Below are 16,899 nucleotides of genomic sequence, written 5' to 3'. Positions count from 1 at the left end.
ACCGGCTCGGCGGCTCAGCTGGTGTGACAGGCAAGTGCTTCAGGTGATTTAAGTGCTTTTAACTGCCGGCCTGGCCGCCGCTCGGGTGGCTCGTGTGGCTCAGGTGGCCGGACGCAATCGCATCCGGCCGGAAGCCCGCCGCCAGTTCGCGGCTCAGCGCAACGCGGTCGAGCGCCTTTTCCCAGTTCGCCACGACAATGGTTGCGACGCTATTGCCGATGATGTTGGTGAACACGAATCCGCTCGACATGGCTCGGTGAATACCGAGCACGAGAGCGATGGATTCGACCGGAATCGTGTTCGACGCGGTCAGCGTAGCCGCCAGCACGGCGATGGCCGCGCCGGACACCCCTGCCGCGCCTTTCGACGTGAGCAGCAGCACCGCGAGCAGGACCAACTGATCGTGCCAGTTCATCGGCGTGTTGGTGGCCTGGGCGAGAAAGACCGCCGCCGCGGCGAAGTACAGGCAGGTGCCGTCGTGATTGAACGTATAGGCCGTCGGCAAAACCAGACCGACCACCGACTTCTCGCATCCGAGCCGTTCGAGCTTGTCGATCAGTTGCGGAAATACCGTCTCCGAAGAACTCGTGCCGATCACGAGCAGCAACTCCGCGCCGATATAGCGCATCAAACGCAGCAGACTGAAGCCGTTGACCCTCGCGATCGGCCAGAGAATCAGCAGAATGAACAGCGCGCAGGTCAGATAGAACTCGAGCACGAGCTTGCCGAGCGAGATCAGCGTGCCGAACCCGAACTTGCTGACCGTGAAGGAGATCGCGCCGAATGCGGCGAGCGGCGCGATTTTCATCGTGAGCCCGATGATCCAGAAGAGCGAACCCGACACCGCTTCGATCAGGTCCATGGCCGGCTGTGCGCGCTCGCCGATCGCGGCGAGTCCGAATGCGAATAGCACCGAGAAGAACAGCACCTGCAACACGTCGCCGCCGGCGAACGCGCTGATTGCCGTGTGCGGAATCACATTGAGCAGGAATTCGCTCGTCGTGACGAAGTGATGCGCCTTGGCGACATACGTATCGACGGCGGCGGAATGCACGCTGTGCATGTCCACGTTCATGCCGACACCGGGCTTGAGCAGGTTCACGACCACGAGACCGAGTACCAGCGCGATCGACGTCACCACTTCGAAATAGAAGAGCGCCTTGATCGCGACGCGGCCGACTTTCTTGAAATCGCTCACGCCCGCAATGCCGCTGCACACCGTACAGAAGATGATCGGGCCGATCAGCATCTGGATGATGCGGATAAAGGCATCGCCGAGAGGTTGCAGGTTGATGCCGAACTTCGGAAAGAAGTAACCCGTGGCGATGCCTAACGCCATGCCGGCCAATACCTGGAAGGACAGATCGAGGTAGAACGGACGGCGTTCCCTGGGTTTCGCGGCGGCGGATTTGCCGGGCAAGCTCATGGTGTCTCCTTGACGGACTGCGGCGAATTCGGATTCGCTCAGGATGCGTGAAGCGGACGTGCGTTGCGCTAACGCGCGGCGTCGCCCAGAATGCCGAGGCTGTCGGCGAAGATTTCCTCGACGCTCAGCTTGCGCGGCAGCAATTGCTGTTGCTCGCAGAAGGCCAGGGTTTCTTCGAGCGGCCCGCGTAGTGCGTCATAGCCGAACAGCAGCTTGTCGGGCTGGCCCGTGCTCTGCCCGGCAGCCGCGGCCTTGCCGCGTTTGAGCAGGTCGTACACCGCGCGCACGGCTTGCGGATTCGCATCGGCCAGCGCCTGTGTCACCACAACGACATGATTGATCGGCACGTAACGATGCAGCGCGTACCACTCGCGGTCGGCGGCCGCGGCATTCTCGATCAGCGGCTTGAATTCCGGCTCGCCCGGCAGATCGTTGCCGAGGATCGCGGCATCGATCTCGCCCTCACGCAGCATCGACAGCAATTGCTTGCCGGCCTCGGCACGGCGCACGAAAGCGGGTTCGACATACTCTTCCAGATGTGCGCCTTCGATCGTCACCCACTCGATCTCGTCGAGCGGCACGCCGTAGGTTTCCCCGAGAATCGCGCGCACCCACACGCCGGTGGTCTGCGAGTAGGCCCGCACGCCGATCCGCTTGCCCGCGAGATGGCTCAGGTCGGGCTTGTCACGCTCCGCGTTGTAGATGATGCAGCCTTGCTGGAAGCGCGCGGCCACGACCGCGGGCAAGAGCACGAGCGGCTTGCCGTAGGCTTTCGCCTGAAGATACGTGACGATGGCCAGTTCGCTGACGTCGAACGCCTGGCGGCGCGCCATCGGCGCGAACGCGCGATGGATCGGCTCGATCTCCTCGAACAGCAGTTCGACCGCCGGGTCCGTCAGCTCGCCCGCTTTCAGTGCTCGCGTATGCGGATAGGTTTTCAGTGCGGCCTTCAGGCGCAGAGGTTGCGTTGCAGTACTCACGTTCGGGTCTCCCGGTTGCATTCGAAGTCGACGTTTCAGGCGGCGAGCGCCGGATAGATCGCGCGCGCGGTGCCGGAGAAGATCGCGGCTTGCGCGTCGGCCGGCAGCATCGCAAGACTCTCGCGAGCGTCGGCGAGCAGTTGCGGCAGCGCGCCTTCGGCCGCCGGGAAATTCGAGCCCCACGCAATGCGATGCGCGCCGAACGCTTCGAGCACGCGCGGGAAAAACGCCGTGGGCGTCGACGCGCCTCGGCCGGCTTCGGCGATCGTGCGATTCGTGAGCTTCAGATACACGCCCTGATGCGGCGCGAGGCTGAAGAGCGGCGCGGCTGCTTCGTACGGCGGGCCGCCGGCCAGTTCGGGACGCGCGAGGTGATCGAGCAGAACGCGGATGTCCGGAAAGCGCGCGAGCATGTTCAGCAGCGCGGGAATGCCCTGTGCGGTCATCTGCAGACAAATCGACACATTGTGGCGCTGCGCGTATTCCCAGACCGGGAACGAGCGCTCGTCGTCGAGCCAGCCCGCCTGCCCCGGCATCGTGCTGCCGGTCGTGAACAGACGCAGGCCCGAGAGGCCCGCGTCGAGCCAGCGCTGCATCTGGGAGACGGCGTCGTCCGCCAGCACGTCGATCGAGAACACCCCCGCGAAGCGATCCGGATGGCTGCGCACCGCCTCGACCACATAACTATTGTCGTTGCCATACACCGTCGACGCCTGCACCACGACCGCCCGGTCGATGCCCGCTTCGTCCAGCGACGCGAGCAGCCCTTCGAAGCTGACCGGGCGCTTCGCCGACCACTCCGACTGGTGGCCGCCGACCGGGGCGATCGGATAGCGTTGTTTATCGGGGGAAATTGCATGAGTATGCGTGTCGATGACGATTGACATGAAGGCGCTCCTGACGGGAAATGTTCTGCTGGAATGGGTGTTAATGTAAGCTCGATAGCGTTGAATGCCTCAATATGAAGTGAGGCCCAGCTCATAAATTCTGGTTAATCTAAGGGTTTTTTCGGGGCCGTCTGGAGAGCCAATGAAAGCGTCAGGAGAAACGTCATCGGATGAAGATCAGGCGCGCCTGCGGCGCCTTTTCCTGTTCGATGCGGTGTGCGAGGCCGGTGGCATCGGGCAGGCGGCGATCCGCGCGGGGCGCACGCAGCCGGCGGTCAGCGTCGCGATCAGCAAGCTCGAAGCGGGCTTTGGCGGCCCGCTGTTCGAACGCGGCTTCGGCGGCAGCGAATTGACCGGCGAAGGCCTCATCCTGCAGCGGCGCGTGCGCCGCATGCTCGATCAGATCGAGCGTGCCGTCATGGGCCTGACGGGCCAGGCGACGGCCACGCACGCGGCGAAGATCTGCCGCCGCCTCACCGACGCGCAGGTGCGCTGCCACATCGCGATCGCCGACGCGGGCTCCGCGGCCGAGGCCGCGCTGTCATTGGGCATTTCGCAGCCCGCCGTGCATCGGGCCGCGCGGCAGATCGAACAGAACGTCGGCGTGTCGCTATACCGGCGCCGTGTGCATAGCGTGTCGGCGAACGCTGCCGGCATCGAGTTCGCGCGCTGTTTGAGCCTCGCGCTTCATGAGATCGCGCAGGCGGGCGAGGACCTGGCCTACGCTCGCGGGCAGCTCACCGGCAAGGTGGCGATCGGCGTCCTGCCGCTGCTGCCGCCACGCCTCGTCGCGCGCGTCATTCAGCGCTTGCGCGAGGGCTATCCTGCCGCACGCGTCACGGTGGAAGAAGGCTCGCATGCGCATCTGCTGCGCAAATTGCGTAGCGGCGCGCTCGACATCATCATCGGCGGCTTGCGCGGGGCGCGTCTTGCCGGGGCCGCGCAGGAAACGGAGCTGTTTGCCGACCCTTACGTGGCGGCCGTGCGCAAGGGGCATCGGCTGGCAAGGCGCAAGCGCATCGCCCTGCTCGATCTCGCCGGCCACGACTGGGTGATGCCCGAGCACAACGTGCCGCGCCGCGCGGTGATCGATTCGATTTTCGAGCAGTTGCCGGTCAAGCCGCCGCTGGTGCTCGAAACCAGTTCCCTCGCGATGATGCTGGCAATGCTGATGGAAAGCGATTGCATCACGTTGTTGTCGCGCGCGCAGATTCGCGACGCCTATCCGGGGCGCGAACTGGTCGCGCTGGAACTGGCCTTGCCCGAAGCGCGCCGCGCGGTCGGCTATACGGTGCGCAGCGACTGGCTCGGCACGGCGGTCCAGCAGGCCTTCGTCGAGCTTCTGCGCTCGGAGAGCGCGTTAGAATCCGCTCACGAACGATGAAACGCGCAACCTGTGCCTCAATTGCATCCGGCCAGGGCGCGCCCTGCTTCGAGCAAACGGTAGCTCAGGCCTGCTCGTTCACGAGGCCGCCGGTTTTCCCGGAGCCGAGCATCAATTGGGACAGCGCGGCCGTCGCCTGCTCGATGGCCGACGAAATCGACGCGACCTGACCGCGCAGCGCGCTGGCCGCGCTCTGATCCCCGGGTGACGACAGCTTCGTCAGTTGGGATTGAAGATGCGCCAGTTCCTGCTGAAGGCGCCGGATTTCCGCCTTCAGCGCGCGCATGGCCGGAGACTCGGATGAAGATGACGAAGAGGCGAAACCCGATGTTCCCGCTCCCGCGCTATGGCTCGCGGGATTCGAATTCGCCGCGCCGTTGCTCGCGGCCGGCGGCTTCCCGCTATCGGCGCTAGTGCCCGGGTTCTGCGCTGGCGAAACGGAAGCGGCCGAAGTGCTGCCGATATTGCCGACTGGCGTAAGCGTCATTGGTAAACTTCCCATAGTTGTTTCGATAGCTGTATGTCGGCAAGATGAAAAAAGTTCTTGAGGCCAATCACGCATACTCACGGCCGGGTGTTCCGGCTTCGCCGATGAGTTCCGGGTACATACGGCGAACTATTGGCAGGAAGCCGCTTTTCAGAGGACATCATGAACGATCCCCTTCACGCGCTCTCATGGGACGACCTGCGCATCGTCAAGGCAATCGGCGATAGCGGCGGCCTCGTCGCCGCGGCCGCCGTGCTCGACATGAATCACTCCACGGTCAGCCGCCGGCTCGCGGCCGTCGAGCGCGTGCTGCAAGCCGTGCTGTTCGACCGGCGCCGCAACGGCTATGTGCCGACCGGCGCGGGCGCCGAGCTGATCGCGCTGGCCGGGCGCATCGAAACCGACATCCACGCCGTGACCCGGCGCGTGTCGGGTCATGCGCACAGCTATACGGGCAACCTGCGCATCACGACGAGCGACGCGCTGCTGCTCGACTTTCTCACGCCGATCATCGCGGACTTCCAGCGCCGCAACGCGGGCCTGCGCATTGAAACCCTCGTCGGCAACAAGTCGCTCAATCTCGCGCGCGGCGAATCCGACATCGCGTTTCGCGCCACCGTGGCACCGCCCGAGAACCTGTTCGGCCGCAAGCTCGCCACCATCGCATGGGCCATTTATGGGCGCAGGGCCGACTACGTCGGCGTATCGCCGTCGAGAGAAGTACTCTATCAGCGCCGCTGGGTATCGTACGGCAAGAACCTCGCCGGTCTCATGGCGTTCGACTTCGTCAACGCACACGTACCGGCGGAAAACATTCTCCATCGCAGCGATTCCGTCGTCGGCGTCACCTCGGCGATCGCGGCCGGCATCGGCATCGGCCTGCTGCCCTGCATGCACGGCGACCTGCTCGGCGGACTCGTGCGCATCGGTCCTGTCGAGCCGCGAGTCTACGACGAATTGTGGGTGCTGACGCATCCCGACATCCGCAAGTCGGGCCGGGTTCATGCGTTCATGAAGCATTGCGCGGAAGCGATTACGCAGCATCGCAACTTCATCGAAGGCAGAGAACCGCGCATGCGTCACTCGATGGAACTCGATCGATAGTTCAATGCGAACGTCCGCAGTTTTACACATGCCATTCCGCAAAACTGCACCCCCCTATGCGGACTCGCTCACTTAGAATCCTCCGCATGCCGATGACTTGCGGTTGTCCTCCAGCCCCCCTGTCAACCGTCTCTCGCAGGCCATCGGCTGAATTCCAGCCAACCCATTCACTCCACGAGGACCGAGTAATGAGCATCCAAGCCATCGCCAAACCCGCTGCTTCCCTTCTGAGCCCCAACGACCACGCGCTGGTCCTGATCGATCACCAGGCGCAGATGGCATTCAACACGAAGTCGATCGACATCACCAATCTGCGCGCTAACGCAGCCATTCTTGCTCACACCGGCAAGGGCTTCAACGTGCCGACGATCATCTCGACGATCTCGAAGGACAGCTTCGCTGGCCCGCTCTTCGACGAAATCACCGACGCGTTTCCGGATGCGGAAGTCACCGATCGCACGACGTCCAATGCATGGGAAGACGAGAACTTCATCGCCCGTATCAACGCAACCGGCAAGAACCGCCTGGTCATCGCCGGCCTGTGGACGTCGGTTTGCTGCAACGGCCCCGTGATTTCCGCGCTCGAGCAAGGCTTCGAAGTCTATGTCGTCACCGATGCATGCGGCGACGGCTCGGTCGAAGCGCATGAACGCGCAGTCGCACGGATGATCCAGGCCGGCGCGCGTCCGATCACGGCACTCACCTATCTGCTCGAACTGCAACGCGATTGGGCACGTACCGAAACGTACGACGTGACGACCGGCATCGCCATGAAGTTCGGCGGCGCATTCGGCGTGGGTATCGAGTACGCGAAGGCGATGCTCGGCGCGCACTGATATCGCCAACGTCAAGCTTGATTTCCGCTTGATGACGGGGCCGCGTCACGGCCGCACGCCTGCACGAAGCAGCGCGCGCGGCGCGCGATGCGGCCCCGCTGCCGTCAGCGCGCCTTGAATCAATGCACCGATTCGAGCCTTGGCTCGAGCATTGACATGAATTTCATCTGAACGATAAGCCCGCCTGTGGCAAAGTCGTTCGTTCATCGAAACACCGCGGCAAGCATTGCATGAAATCCTATCTCCTGTCGCTCGCTGCCGGTCTCCTCGTGGGCCTCGTCTATTCGCTGCTGAAAGTGCGCTCGCCGGCACCGCCGCTGATCGCCCTGGTCGGCCTGCTCGGCATTCTGATCGGCGAACAGGCGCTGCCCACCGTGAAACGGCTGATGTCCGAATCCAGCGCCGCGACGAACGTACACGCCCGTAGCGAGCAGACAACGTCGGGGCAGGTGACAGGACTTGCGCCGCGCCCGACGCGCGCGAATGAAGATACCGCTGGCCAGCACCAGCCTTGAACCGGCTTTGACCCAGCCTTGACCCGCAACGAGACCCCATCATGAATACGGCTGCCGATTCGCCGCTCAGGATTCCTATTTTCAGGGCGCTGTGGATCGCCACCATCGTTTCGAATATCGGCACGTGGATGCAGGATGTCGGCGCGGGCTGGCTGATGACGTCCCTGTCGCGCGACCCGCTGCTGGTGGCGGCGGTGCAGGCCGCGACCACGCTGCCGATGTTCGTGCTGTCGATGCCCGCCGGCGCGCTCGCCGACATCGTCGACCGCAGGCGGCTGCTGCTCGCCACGCAATGGTGGATGGTGGCCGGCGCTGCCCTGCTCTCGATCTTTACGTTCGCCGGCCTGTGCACCCCGTGGCTGCTGCTGGCGATGGTCGCGGCAATCGCCACCGGCATGACGCTCAGCGCACCGGCTTTCCAGGCGACCATCCCCGAACTGGTGCCGCCCGCGAGCCTGCCGCGCGCGATTGCGCTGCTCAGCCTCGGCATCAATATCGCACGCGCGATCGGGCCGGCCGCGGGCGGCCTCGTGATCGCCGCCGCCGGCGGCCCGGCGGCGGTCTTCGCGCTCAATGCGCTATCCAGCATCGGCGTCGCCATAGTGCTGTTGCGCTGGCAACGCACGCCGCGCAAATCGGGCCTGCCCGCCGAACACTTTCTCGGCGCCTTGCAAGCCGGCGTGCGTTACACACGGCAGTCGCCCGCCATGCTGACGGTACTGCTGCGCAGCGCGGCGTTCTTCGTATTTGCGAGCGCGCTCTGGGCCTTGCTGCCGGTGATCGGCCGGCGCGATCTCGGCTTGAGCTCCATCGGCTACGGCGCGCTGCTCGCCTGCCTCGGCTTCGGCGCCATCGCCGGTGCATTGCTTCTGCGCGTGCTCTCCGGACGGATTTCGTGCAACGCGATGATGCTCGCCGCGTCGCTGCTGTTCGCGGCGGCGACTGCATTGCTCGGCATGGCCTCGACCTTTGCCATGGCCGCGCCGGTCATGTTCGCGGCGGGCGTCGCATGGATCACGATCATGTCGTCGCTCACCGGCGCGGCGCAGATGGCCGCGCCCGCCTGGGTCAAGGCGCGTACGCTCGCGCTCTATATGCTCGTCTCGCAAGGCACGATGACCGCGGGCTCGACCTTCTGGGGATGGGTCGCCGCGCATGCAGGCGTGCAAGTAGCACTGCTCGCGGCCGGCGCGGCGCTCGGCATCGCGCAGTTGCTCGCCTTGCGTTTCCCGCTCGACGCCGCCGCGAAGCTCGACCTCACACCCGCGGCCGACTGGCCCGCGCCGCATGTGGAAGGCGACATGCAGAACGATCGCGGCCCGGTGCTCGTCACGATCGAGTATCGCATCGCGCCGGCGAGTTCCGCCGACTTCACGCATGCGATGGCACGGCTGCAAGCCAGCCGGCGCCGTGGCGGCGCCCTCTCCTGGGGGTTGTATGAAGATGCGGCGCAGGCGGGTCTGTTCGTCGAGACCTTCGTCGTCGAGAGCTGGATCGAACATTTGCGCCAGCACGAACATGTCACGCGCGCCGACCGCGAATGCGAGGAAACCGCCCGGCAATTTCATATCGGCACCGAGGCGCCGCGAATCCGTCATCTGATTGCGCCTGCGTGACGGATGGCTCCGGCATTTCGATAGGGAATCCGAAACTCTCCCGACATCGGCATGAAGCTCGCGAATACCGTTTTGGTGTTTCAGGATCAGTACGATTCAATTCGTGCAAAAGCGTCGATCAGACCCATGAAAGCCGGGAACCACCCGGCGACGGCGAAGCGCCAACCGAATGTCCCCGATAGACGGCCCTGCCCTCGATCAATTCGCGCCGCCCGATGATCGCCTCGGCGCAGTGCGCCATAAACGCGCTCACCCGGCCGGATTTGCGGATGTCGGGATGCGTCAGAAGCCACAGCTCGTCATATACCTCGGGTATCACGGGGCTCAATCGGGTGATGCCGGTAACCAGGTCGCCGTACATGCAGGGCAAAAGACCGATGCCGATCCCCGCGGTAATGGCGGAGACCACGCCGATAATAGAGTCGCTTCGATAGACGATATTGCAGGGGTCGACGTGTTCATCGATAAAACTGAATGCCTTGAGCCCGCTCAAGTCCCGGCAATAGGACACCCACGGTCGACGATCGATGATGTCGCCCGCGGGAGAGCCGTTCGCGCTATCGGCCGCGCGGCCATAAATCGCCCATGCGACGGTGCCGAGCTTGCGTCCGAACAGGTTTTCCGGCGGCGCCAGCGTGGCTCGAATCGCAATGTCGGAGTCGCCGCGCGCGAGATTCAGGGGCTTGTTGCCGACCATCATCTCGATCTGCACACCCGGGTTGCGAGTGCGGAAATCCGCGACGATCGGGATAACGAAATCCCGCACGAGCGCATCGCTGGTCGTAATGCGCAGATTGCCTTTTTGACTGTCGGCGTGGCTGGACACGCGCTTCGTCATACTAAGAATATCCAGCTCGATACGGCTGGCCAACGCAATCACTTCTTCACCCGCCGCGGTCGGCCCGTAGCCGCTGCGGCGCCGGTCGAACAACACGGCGCCCAAGGCCCGTTCGACCGCGGAGAGCCGCCGGGAAACCGTCGAATGGTTGAGCCCGAGCGCTGTTGCGGCGGCAACGAGGCTGCCGCCCTCTGCGATAGCTTTGACGATACGCAAATCATCCCAAAGTGGATTCGCGGAAGTGTCTGTCACAATGGTCCTTCAGATGCGTTCTGGAGAAACCGCGGTCCGCGACGAGTTTTCAGTCACCACCTTGCAGCCATACTTCATGCTTCCGGCACCGCATTTCTCTCAACAATGCCTTTGATGTCCGATACACAACATTCATATGATCCAGCGCCGCGGTCTCTCTTCGAATTCGCCGTGGAGCGGGTTTATTATGTGAGGTTACCTGCAAGAAAACAAACGACTAATCTTTCTCGCATCCAGCATTTGTCCTGCTAGACAGATGCGATCATACAGGATCGCATCTGTTTTCATGCGCGACGCATACAATCCGCCTGACCGGCCGGGAACGCGGCAACGTACTGCTTGCTGCCCGCTTCCCGTCGCTTCCCGTTCAAAGCGCCGCTCGCACCGCCACATGCAAGGCATGCACAACAGCGGCAACCGGTCATGACGGCACGCCCCGCCAACGCGTTACTTCTTCTCGCTCGCGAGTCGTGCAAGCGCCGCTTCGATACCCGCGCCATAGTCCGGATCGGCTTTTGCGCAATTGCCGATGTGACGCTGCTGAATGTCCTTCGACACGCCGGCAAGCTGCCGCGCCGTGTTATCGAACAGCGTCTGCCGTTGCGCCGCATTCATGCTTCTGAAGAGAATGCCCGGCTGCTGATAGTGATCTTCGTCGACGCGATGATCCCAATGAGCGGCCGCGCCGTCGAGTTCGAGCGGCGGCTCGTTGAGTTGCGGCTGATCGATCCAGACGCCCTTGCTGTTCGGCCAGTACGACGGCGTGCCGCCGAGGTTGCCGTCGGTGCGCATCGCGCCGTCGCGATGATAGCTATGGAACGGGCACTTCGGCGCATTGACGGGGATATGGTTGAAGTTCACGCCGAGCCGGTAGCGTTGCGCATCCGGATACGAGAAGAGGCGCGCCTGCAGCATCTTGTCCGGCGAGTAGCCGATACCGGGCACGATGTTCGACGGCGAAAACGCGACCTGCTCGGTTTCGGCGAAGAAGTTCTCCGGATTGCGGTTCAGTTCGAAATAGCCGACTTCGATCAGCGGATAGTCGCCCTTCGGCCACACCTTCGTCAGATCGAACGGATTGAACTGGAATGCCTTGGCCTGCGCATCCGTCATGACCTGAATGAGCAAGGTCCAGCGCGGAAAATCGCCGCGCTCGATGCTGTCGAACAGATCGCGCTGATGCGTCTCGCGGTCCTTGGCAATCAGTGCTTCCGCTTCCGAATCGCTCAGGTTCTCGACGCCCTGCTCCGTGCGGAAATGGAACTTGACCCACGTGCGTTCGTTCTCGGCATTGATGAAGCTATAAGTGTGGCTGCCGAAACCGTGCATATGGCGGAACGTACGCGGAATACCGCGCTCGCTCATCACGATCGTGACCTGGTGCAGTGCTTCGGGCAGCAGCGACCAGAAATCCCAGTTGCTCTCGGCGCTGCGCATGCCGGTACGCGGATCGCGCTTGATCGCGTGGTTCAGATCGGGGAACCGCAGCGGGTCGCGGAAAAAGAACACCGGCGTGTTATTGCCGACCATGTCCCAGTTGCCTTCGTCGGTATAGAACTTCAGCGCGAAGCCGCGAATGTCGCGCTCGGCATCCGCCGCGCCGCGTTCGCCGGCCACCGTCGAGAAGCGCGCGAACAGCGGCGTCTGTTTGCCGACTTCCGCAAACATCTTCGCCTTCGTGTAGCGCGTGACGTCGTGCGTCACCGTGAACGTGCCGTAAGCGCCCGCGCCCTTCGCATGCATGCGGCGCTCCGGGATCACCTCGCGATCGAAATGCGCAAGCTTCTCGATCAGCCAGACGTCCTGCAGCAGCGCGGGGCCACGCGGGCCGGCCGTCTGAATGTTGACGTTGTCGCTGACGGGAGCACCGGCCGCATGGGTCATGTTCGGTTCCGTCGATTTTTGGACCATGGTTGTTTTCCTTGAAACCCTATCAATGGGAAGCTGCAGCGAAACGACGAGCGGCGATACGCCGCGATCATCATTCGCTGCATCGGATCTACTGCGTTGGGAATCTATACAGGCAAGGCAGGCTCAACCGAAGGAGCGCATCGTGCGAAGGTGCGGGCGCATCGCCTGCGCTGGCGGCCTATCCGTGGACATCTCCGCGAAAAAACCGCCCCGATGCGCTCGCCCGAGCCGACGCCCTTTACTGCCGATGCTCCCGATCGGCCAATATCGATGCGAGCACGCAGCCGCCAATCAGGCCGATATGCTCGAAGAAGGCGTTACGGTCGGTGAAGCGCACGATGGTATCGGGGTCGGCCCAGAACGGATAAGCGATTGCGGCGGCACTGGCGGTGAATACGCCCAGCGCGCCGGCGGCGAGCCAGGTCAGGCGGCTGCTGATGACGGCCAGCGAAGCGCCGAGTTCGATAAAGATCGTCACCGCGATGATCGGTACGGCAGGATGCAGACCCAGGGCGTGAGCCTCGGCCAATGCGCCCTTCAGATTGAGTAGTTTCGCAATACCGCTTGTCCAGTACGGAAAGGTCAGAGCGATACGTGCCAGCAAACCAAACCATCGATTTTCGAGCAGGCGGACAATGGGCGCAGGTGTCAAAGCGAATATCTCCATCAATGCGGCGGCGAGTCCGCGAGTGCGGACTCATGCGAATAGCGGCCCGTGCGTGCGGTGAAAAAAGCGGCGCACAGCGGCCTCGTACCCAACGGGAAATGCCTTGTGGCTTTGCCGATCCGGCGGGCGGTTCAGCGCTATGGGTGCGCTAATTGTAGGGGGACGGCCGTGCGCAAACCGCGCATTCCAACGGAACCGTTCGTGCAAATATGCGGATATGCGCGTGAATGCCGAGTGCCTGCATCGATGCGCGACGAACTCGCGAGAAGCTTGCTCAGCGGGAGAGAGACAGTACTGTCGAACTCAATTTGAATTCGATAAAAGACCGGTTATCAAAGACAGAAAATCTGTATTGACGATAATGCAATGACGTTATGCGATACGCCGCCGCTATCTCCGTCGGAGACGCGAGCGGCTGCCGTCTGCAAGATAGCAAGCCCGCAAGCTCGCGGCGGCAACCGCCAATGCAGCCGCAACGCGGGCGCAACGTAGATGCAAGAAAGCGCCCGCGAAAGAGCCGCCTCAGGCCTGCCGCACGAATGGCAGCGTGCGGCCTTCCCTCGCGCTTTGCATCGCGAGGTCGATCAGCGTCATGACGTCGATAACGTCCTGCGGGCTCACCGGGAACGGCTTGCCTTCGCGAACTGCCGCCGCAAGCGCGCGATACAGATCCGCATAATTGCCGGCGGCATTGGGCACTTCGCGGTCGGCCGGCTGGCCGTCGTCGCGCAACACATGCAACTGGCCAACTCCGTTACCTTCGCCGAAACCGGGCTGGCCCGGGTACAAGCCGGCCTTGAGTTGCGCTTCCTGCGCATCGAACCCGTGCTTCAGATAGCTGCCGCGCGTGCCATGAATCGCGAACCGCGGCGCATACGTGGCGAGCGCGCTGGCGTGCAGCACGGCGTCGTGGCTCGGGTAGTGCAACACGAGGTGAGCAAAATCGGGCGCACCCGCCTGCTCGCGACGCGTCTGGACGAACGCGGCGACCGACTCGGGCGCGCCGAACAGCGCGAGCGCCTGATCGATCAGATGCGGACCGAGGCCATAGAGCAGGCCGCCGCTGCGCGCGGCAGCCTGGCGCGCGCCCAGGCCGAGGCGGTCGAAATGCGACTCGTAGCGCGTGATGCGGCCCAGCTCGCCGCTCGCGACCAGTTCGCGCACGGTGAGGAAGTCGCCGTCCCAGCGGCGGTTGTGGAACGGCGCGAACACGAGGCCGCGCTGCTTCGCGATGACCGCGAGCGTGCGCGACTCCGCGGCGCTCAGCGTGACCGGCTTGTCGACGAGTACATGCTTGCCGTACTCGAGCGTGCGGCGCGCGAGGTCGAAGTGCGTGTCGTTGGGCGTCGCGATCACGACGCATTCGACAGCATCGAGCGCGAGCAGCGCGTCGAGGCCGTCGACGATCGCCGCCTCGGGGTAGTCGGCCTGGGCACGTTCGCGCTGGCTCGTCGCGATCGCGGCCAGTCGCGCCGCACCGCTATGCGCGATCACGGGCGCGTGAAAGAACTGGCCGGAGAAGCCGTAGCCGATCAGGCCGATTTGCAACGGTGCAGTCATGAGGCGCTTTCTCCTGTCAGCGGATGGACGGCGCAGCGCAAGCCGCTGCCGCGAATGGTGCGAGTGGCGCAAGCCTGTCATGCAAGGCATGGGCGCTCGCGCGCCACGCCGGGTGTGCAGCCCGCATCGCTAGGCGAGGATCTGGTCGACGATCACCTGATTGTTCAGCGAGCTTTCGAGCGAAAAGGCCACGTCCTCCTGCTCGCCGAATACCGTCCGCGCGAAGTCTTCCACCATCAACTGATACTGATCGACGCCGTCGAACGTGGTGATGTGGGTCTCGCCGGTGCGATCGTCGCGATGCCGCACCACGGACGGACCATAGACGCCCGGATTGAACGGCGCATCGAGACTCATCCAGCCATGAGTGCCATGAAACGCCATTTCCTGCCGGCGCGCTAGCTGGGTTCCGCAGTAGAACTGCATCGAGAAGCCGGGAAACTCCAGCGTGCCGCTCGTAAAGCAATCGGTGCCGAAACGCGGATCGATCACCACATCCGCCTGCACCGAAGTCGGTTCGAGCCCCGTTGCGATGCGCGTCGTGACCACCGGATAAACGCCGATGTCGCGCACGCCGCCGCCGCCGAGTTCGCGGTTGTTGCGAAATGCGTTGGGGTCGTCGTTGAAATAGGTAAAGCATCCTTCGACGCGCTTCAGTTCTCCCAACAGGCCCTGCGCGAGACTGTCGCGCACGAAGGCCCATTGCGGATGATGCGCGACCATGAATGCCTCGGCGCACACGAGCCCCGTCGCGTCGCGCAAGGCGATCAGTTCGCGGACCTCGTCCGCTCGCAGCGCGATCGGTTTTTCGCAGAGCACGTGCTTGCCGGCCGCCAGTGCTTTCTTGCACCACTCGAAGTGATGCGCCGTCGTCAGCGGAATATAAACGGCGTCGACGTCGTCGCTCTCGACCACTGCTTCGTAGCTGTCGAGCACCTGATCGATCTGATGCTGCCGCGCAAATGCTTGCGCGCGCGCGGCATCGCGGCTCGCGACGGCGGTGACGCGGGCGTTGCCCGAATTCCGGATCGCGGGCACCACGCGCTTATCGGCAATTTTCGCGGCGCCCAATACGCCCCAGCGCAAAATTTGAGTCATCGCTATTTCCATTCACTTGAATTGATTACCCGGTAACTAAACGGCGGGCGCGGATGCCTGCGCAGCATCCGCGCCCGCGCGGCCTGGTCAACGAGATGACAGCTGGTCTTTCATGGCTTCGTTTCACGGCAGCGGCTTCACTGCCATGACTCACAGCCATGATTTACTGCCGCGATCCATGGCCGTCATTCACCACAGCCGCCATGCACAGCCTCAATCCAGCTTCGGAATCTCGATCACGCGATTTTCCTTGATGGACTGCTCGGCCGCCAAACCGATCATCACGGCCTTCAAACCGTCCTGCAACGAGACTTCGACCGGCTTGCCTTCGAGCACCGCACGCTGGAACCCGAGATGCTCGAAATACGTCGAGCCATGGTGCGCGCCGATGCTGAGCAGCTTCTCGTCGACCTCGACCGTGCGCCGCACCGGCCCCTTCGGATCGCGCGGGCTCACCACCAGTTCGGCCTGCTGCTCGCCGCGGCCGGGCCAGTGCTTGCTTGCGCCCGGCACGAGGCACTCCACCTTACCCTGGTCGCCGACCGCCGCAAAGACTTCCTGCCAATACTCGCCGTCCGCGAACATGCAGAGGTCGAGGCTCGCGCGCCGGCCGCTTGCAAATTCGACGATCACATAGGCGTGGTCGATGATATCGGGCGTCTTGCCGTCATACCGCTCGTCGCGATGGTTGACGTCGGCGCCGCCCGAGGCGAACACGCGCACGGCTTCGTCGCCGACGACGAGACGCATCAGGTCGAAGAAGTGGCAGCACTTCTCGACCAGCGTGCCGCCCGTGCGCTCGGAAAAGCGGTTCCAGTCGCCGACCTTGATCAGGAACGGATGACGATGCTCGCGAATCGAGAACATCCGCAAATCGCCGATCGTGCCCGCGCGAATCTCGTCGATCATCGCCGTCATCGGCGGCATGTAGCGGTACTCCATGCCGACCCACAGCGGCGCGCGATGCGCCTTCGCGGCGGCGGCCAGATGCCGGCAATCTTCCATCGAGGTGCACAGCGGCTTTTCGACCAGCGTCGGGAAAGCCTTCGGTGCGGCGAAAATATCGTCGAGCACGGCCCGATGCGTATCGTTCGGCGTCGCCACGACGAGCACGTCGCAAGCGTCGCTCGCGAGCAGATCGCGATAGTCCGCGAACACCTTCACGTCGTCGCGCCCGGCCGCCTGCTTCGCGCCGGCAATCGATTCCGCATGCGGATCGGCCAGTGCCGTGACGACCGCGTTCGGCAGCAGCGCGATATTGCGCAGGTGTTCCTGTCCCATCATCCCGGCGCCGATCACGCCGTATCTAAGCGGTGCATTCATACCTTTCTCCTTGCT

15 protein-coding genes are annotated in these 16,899 nt (G+C 63.6%); 5 read left to right on the top strand and 10 right to left on the bottom strand.

Features of this window, described 5'->3' with window-relative positions:
* Window positions 1–58: 58 nt before the first annotated feature.
* From dctA to F3J19_RS12230, 3 genes are all read right to left on the bottom strand, one after another.
* The gene (gene dctA / locus F3J19_RS12240) at window positions 59–1,426 is read right to left on the bottom strand and encodes a C4-dicarboxylate transporter DctA (protein ID WP_240158902.1); all 1,368 of its coding nucleotides are present in this window, start codon (window positions 1,424–1,426) and stop codon (window positions 59–61) included.
* A gap of 68 nt (window positions 1,427–1,494) precedes the next feature.
* On the bottom strand, window positions 1,495–2,406 hold the full coding sequence (locus F3J19_RS12235; RefSeq protein WP_167041412.1) for a hypothetical protein: 912 nt from the start codon (window positions 2,404–2,406) through the stop codon (window positions 1,495–1,497).
* Between the two features lie 35 nt (window positions 2,407–2,441).
* Complete coding sequence (locus F3J19_RS12230; RefSeq protein WP_167041409.1) at window positions 2,442–3,293, bottom strand: amidohydrolase family protein; 852 nt, start codon at window positions 3,291–3,293, stop codon at window positions 2,442–2,444.
* Between the two features lie 142 nt (window positions 3,294–3,435).
* On the opposite strand from F3J19_RS12230, the gene F3J19_RS12225 reads away from it, so the two are divergent.
* Window positions 3,436–4,677: a LysR substrate-binding domain-containing protein gene (locus tag F3J19_RS12225; RefSeq protein ID WP_167041406.1), complete on the top strand. Its 1,242-nt coding sequence runs from the start codon at window positions 3,436–3,438 to the stop codon at window positions 4,675–4,677.
* Window positions 4,678–4,741: 64 nt separating this feature from the next.
* Here F3J19_RS12225 and F3J19_RS12220 read toward each other — a convergent pair whose 3' ends face one another.
* Window positions 4,742–5,164, bottom strand: a complete 423-nt coding sequence (locus tag F3J19_RS12220) for a hypothetical protein (RefSeq protein ID WP_167041403.1) — start codon at window positions 5,162–5,164, stop codon at window positions 4,742–4,744.
* Between the two features lie 162 nt (window positions 5,165–5,326).
* Between F3J19_RS12220 and F3J19_RS12215 the strand changes: the two genes are divergently transcribed.
* The 4 genes from F3J19_RS12215 (at window position 5,327) to F3J19_RS12200 (ending at window position 9,235) form a co-directional block, all read left to right on the top strand.
* Entirely contained in the window at window positions 5,327–6,268 is a 942-nt protein-coding gene (locus tag F3J19_RS12215; RefSeq protein WP_167041400.1) for a LysR family transcriptional regulator, read from the top strand.
* A 188-nt stretch (window positions 6,269–6,456) separates the two neighbouring features.
* Entirely contained in the window at window positions 6,457–7,104 is a 648-nt protein-coding gene (locus F3J19_RS12210) for a hydrolase (RefSeq protein ID WP_167041397.1), read from the top strand.
* A gap of 230 nt (window positions 7,105–7,334) precedes the next feature.
* A complete protein-coding gene (locus F3J19_RS12205; protein WP_167041394.1) occupies window positions 7,335–7,619 on the top strand; it encodes a DUF1427 family protein in 285 nt (94 codons plus the stop codon).
* Between the two features lie 41 nt (window positions 7,620–7,660).
* Window positions 7,661–9,235: an MFS transporter gene (locus tag F3J19_RS12200; protein WP_167041391.1), complete on the top strand. Its 1,575-nt coding sequence runs from the start codon at window positions 7,661–7,663 to the stop codon at window positions 9,233–9,235.
* Window positions 9,236–9,353: 118 nt separating this feature from the next.
* Here F3J19_RS12200 and F3J19_RS12195 read toward each other — a convergent pair whose 3' ends face one another.
* The 6 genes from F3J19_RS12195 to F3J19_RS12170 all read right to left on the bottom strand — a co-directional run bounded on the left by F3J19_RS12195 (window position 9,354) and on the right by F3J19_RS12170 (window position 16,884).
* Window positions 9,354–10,325, bottom strand: a complete 972-nt coding sequence (locus F3J19_RS12195; protein WP_205192799.1) for a LysR family transcriptional regulator — start codon at window positions 10,323–10,325, stop codon at window positions 9,354–9,356.
* A gap of 447 nt (window positions 10,326–10,772) precedes the next feature.
* A complete protein-coding gene (locus tag F3J19_RS12190; RefSeq protein WP_167041976.1) occupies window positions 10,773–12,209 on the bottom strand; it encodes a catalase in 1,437 nt (478 codons plus the stop codon).
* Window positions 12,210–12,474: 265 nt separating this feature from the next.
* Window positions 12,475–12,903 carry a DoxX family protein gene (locus F3J19_RS12185; RefSeq protein ID WP_167041388.1) on the bottom strand — a complete coding sequence of 143 codons (429 nt, stop codon included), beginning with the start codon at window positions 12,901–12,903 and terminating at the stop codon, window positions 12,475–12,477.
* Window positions 12,904–13,425: 522 nt separating this feature from the next.
* Window positions 13,426–14,463, bottom strand: a complete 1,038-nt coding sequence (locus F3J19_RS12180; protein ID WP_167041385.1) for a Gfo/Idh/MocA family oxidoreductase — start codon at window positions 14,461–14,463, stop codon at window positions 13,426–13,428.
* A gap of 129 nt (window positions 14,464–14,592) precedes the next feature.
* A complete protein-coding gene (locus tag F3J19_RS12175) occupies window positions 14,593–15,561 on the bottom strand; it encodes a Gfo/Idh/MocA family oxidoreductase (RefSeq protein ID WP_205192795.1) in 969 nt (322 codons plus the stop codon).
* Between the two features lie 213 nt (window positions 15,562–15,774).
* On the bottom strand, window positions 15,775–16,884 hold the full coding sequence (locus tag F3J19_RS12170; protein WP_167041382.1) for a Gfo/Idh/MocA family oxidoreductase: 1,110 nt from the start codon (window positions 16,882–16,884) through the stop codon (window positions 15,775–15,777).
* Window positions 16,885–16,899 lie beyond the last annotated feature (15 nt).

It is taken from the genome of Burkholderia sp. Ax-1724 (genome assembly GCF_011752995.1).
GTDB lineage: Bacteria > Pseudomonadota > Gammaproteobacteria > Burkholderiales > Burkholderiaceae > Paraburkholderia.
Note: the sequence above shows the minus strand (reverse complement) of the source record. Positions and strands in the feature narration are given on the sequence as shown.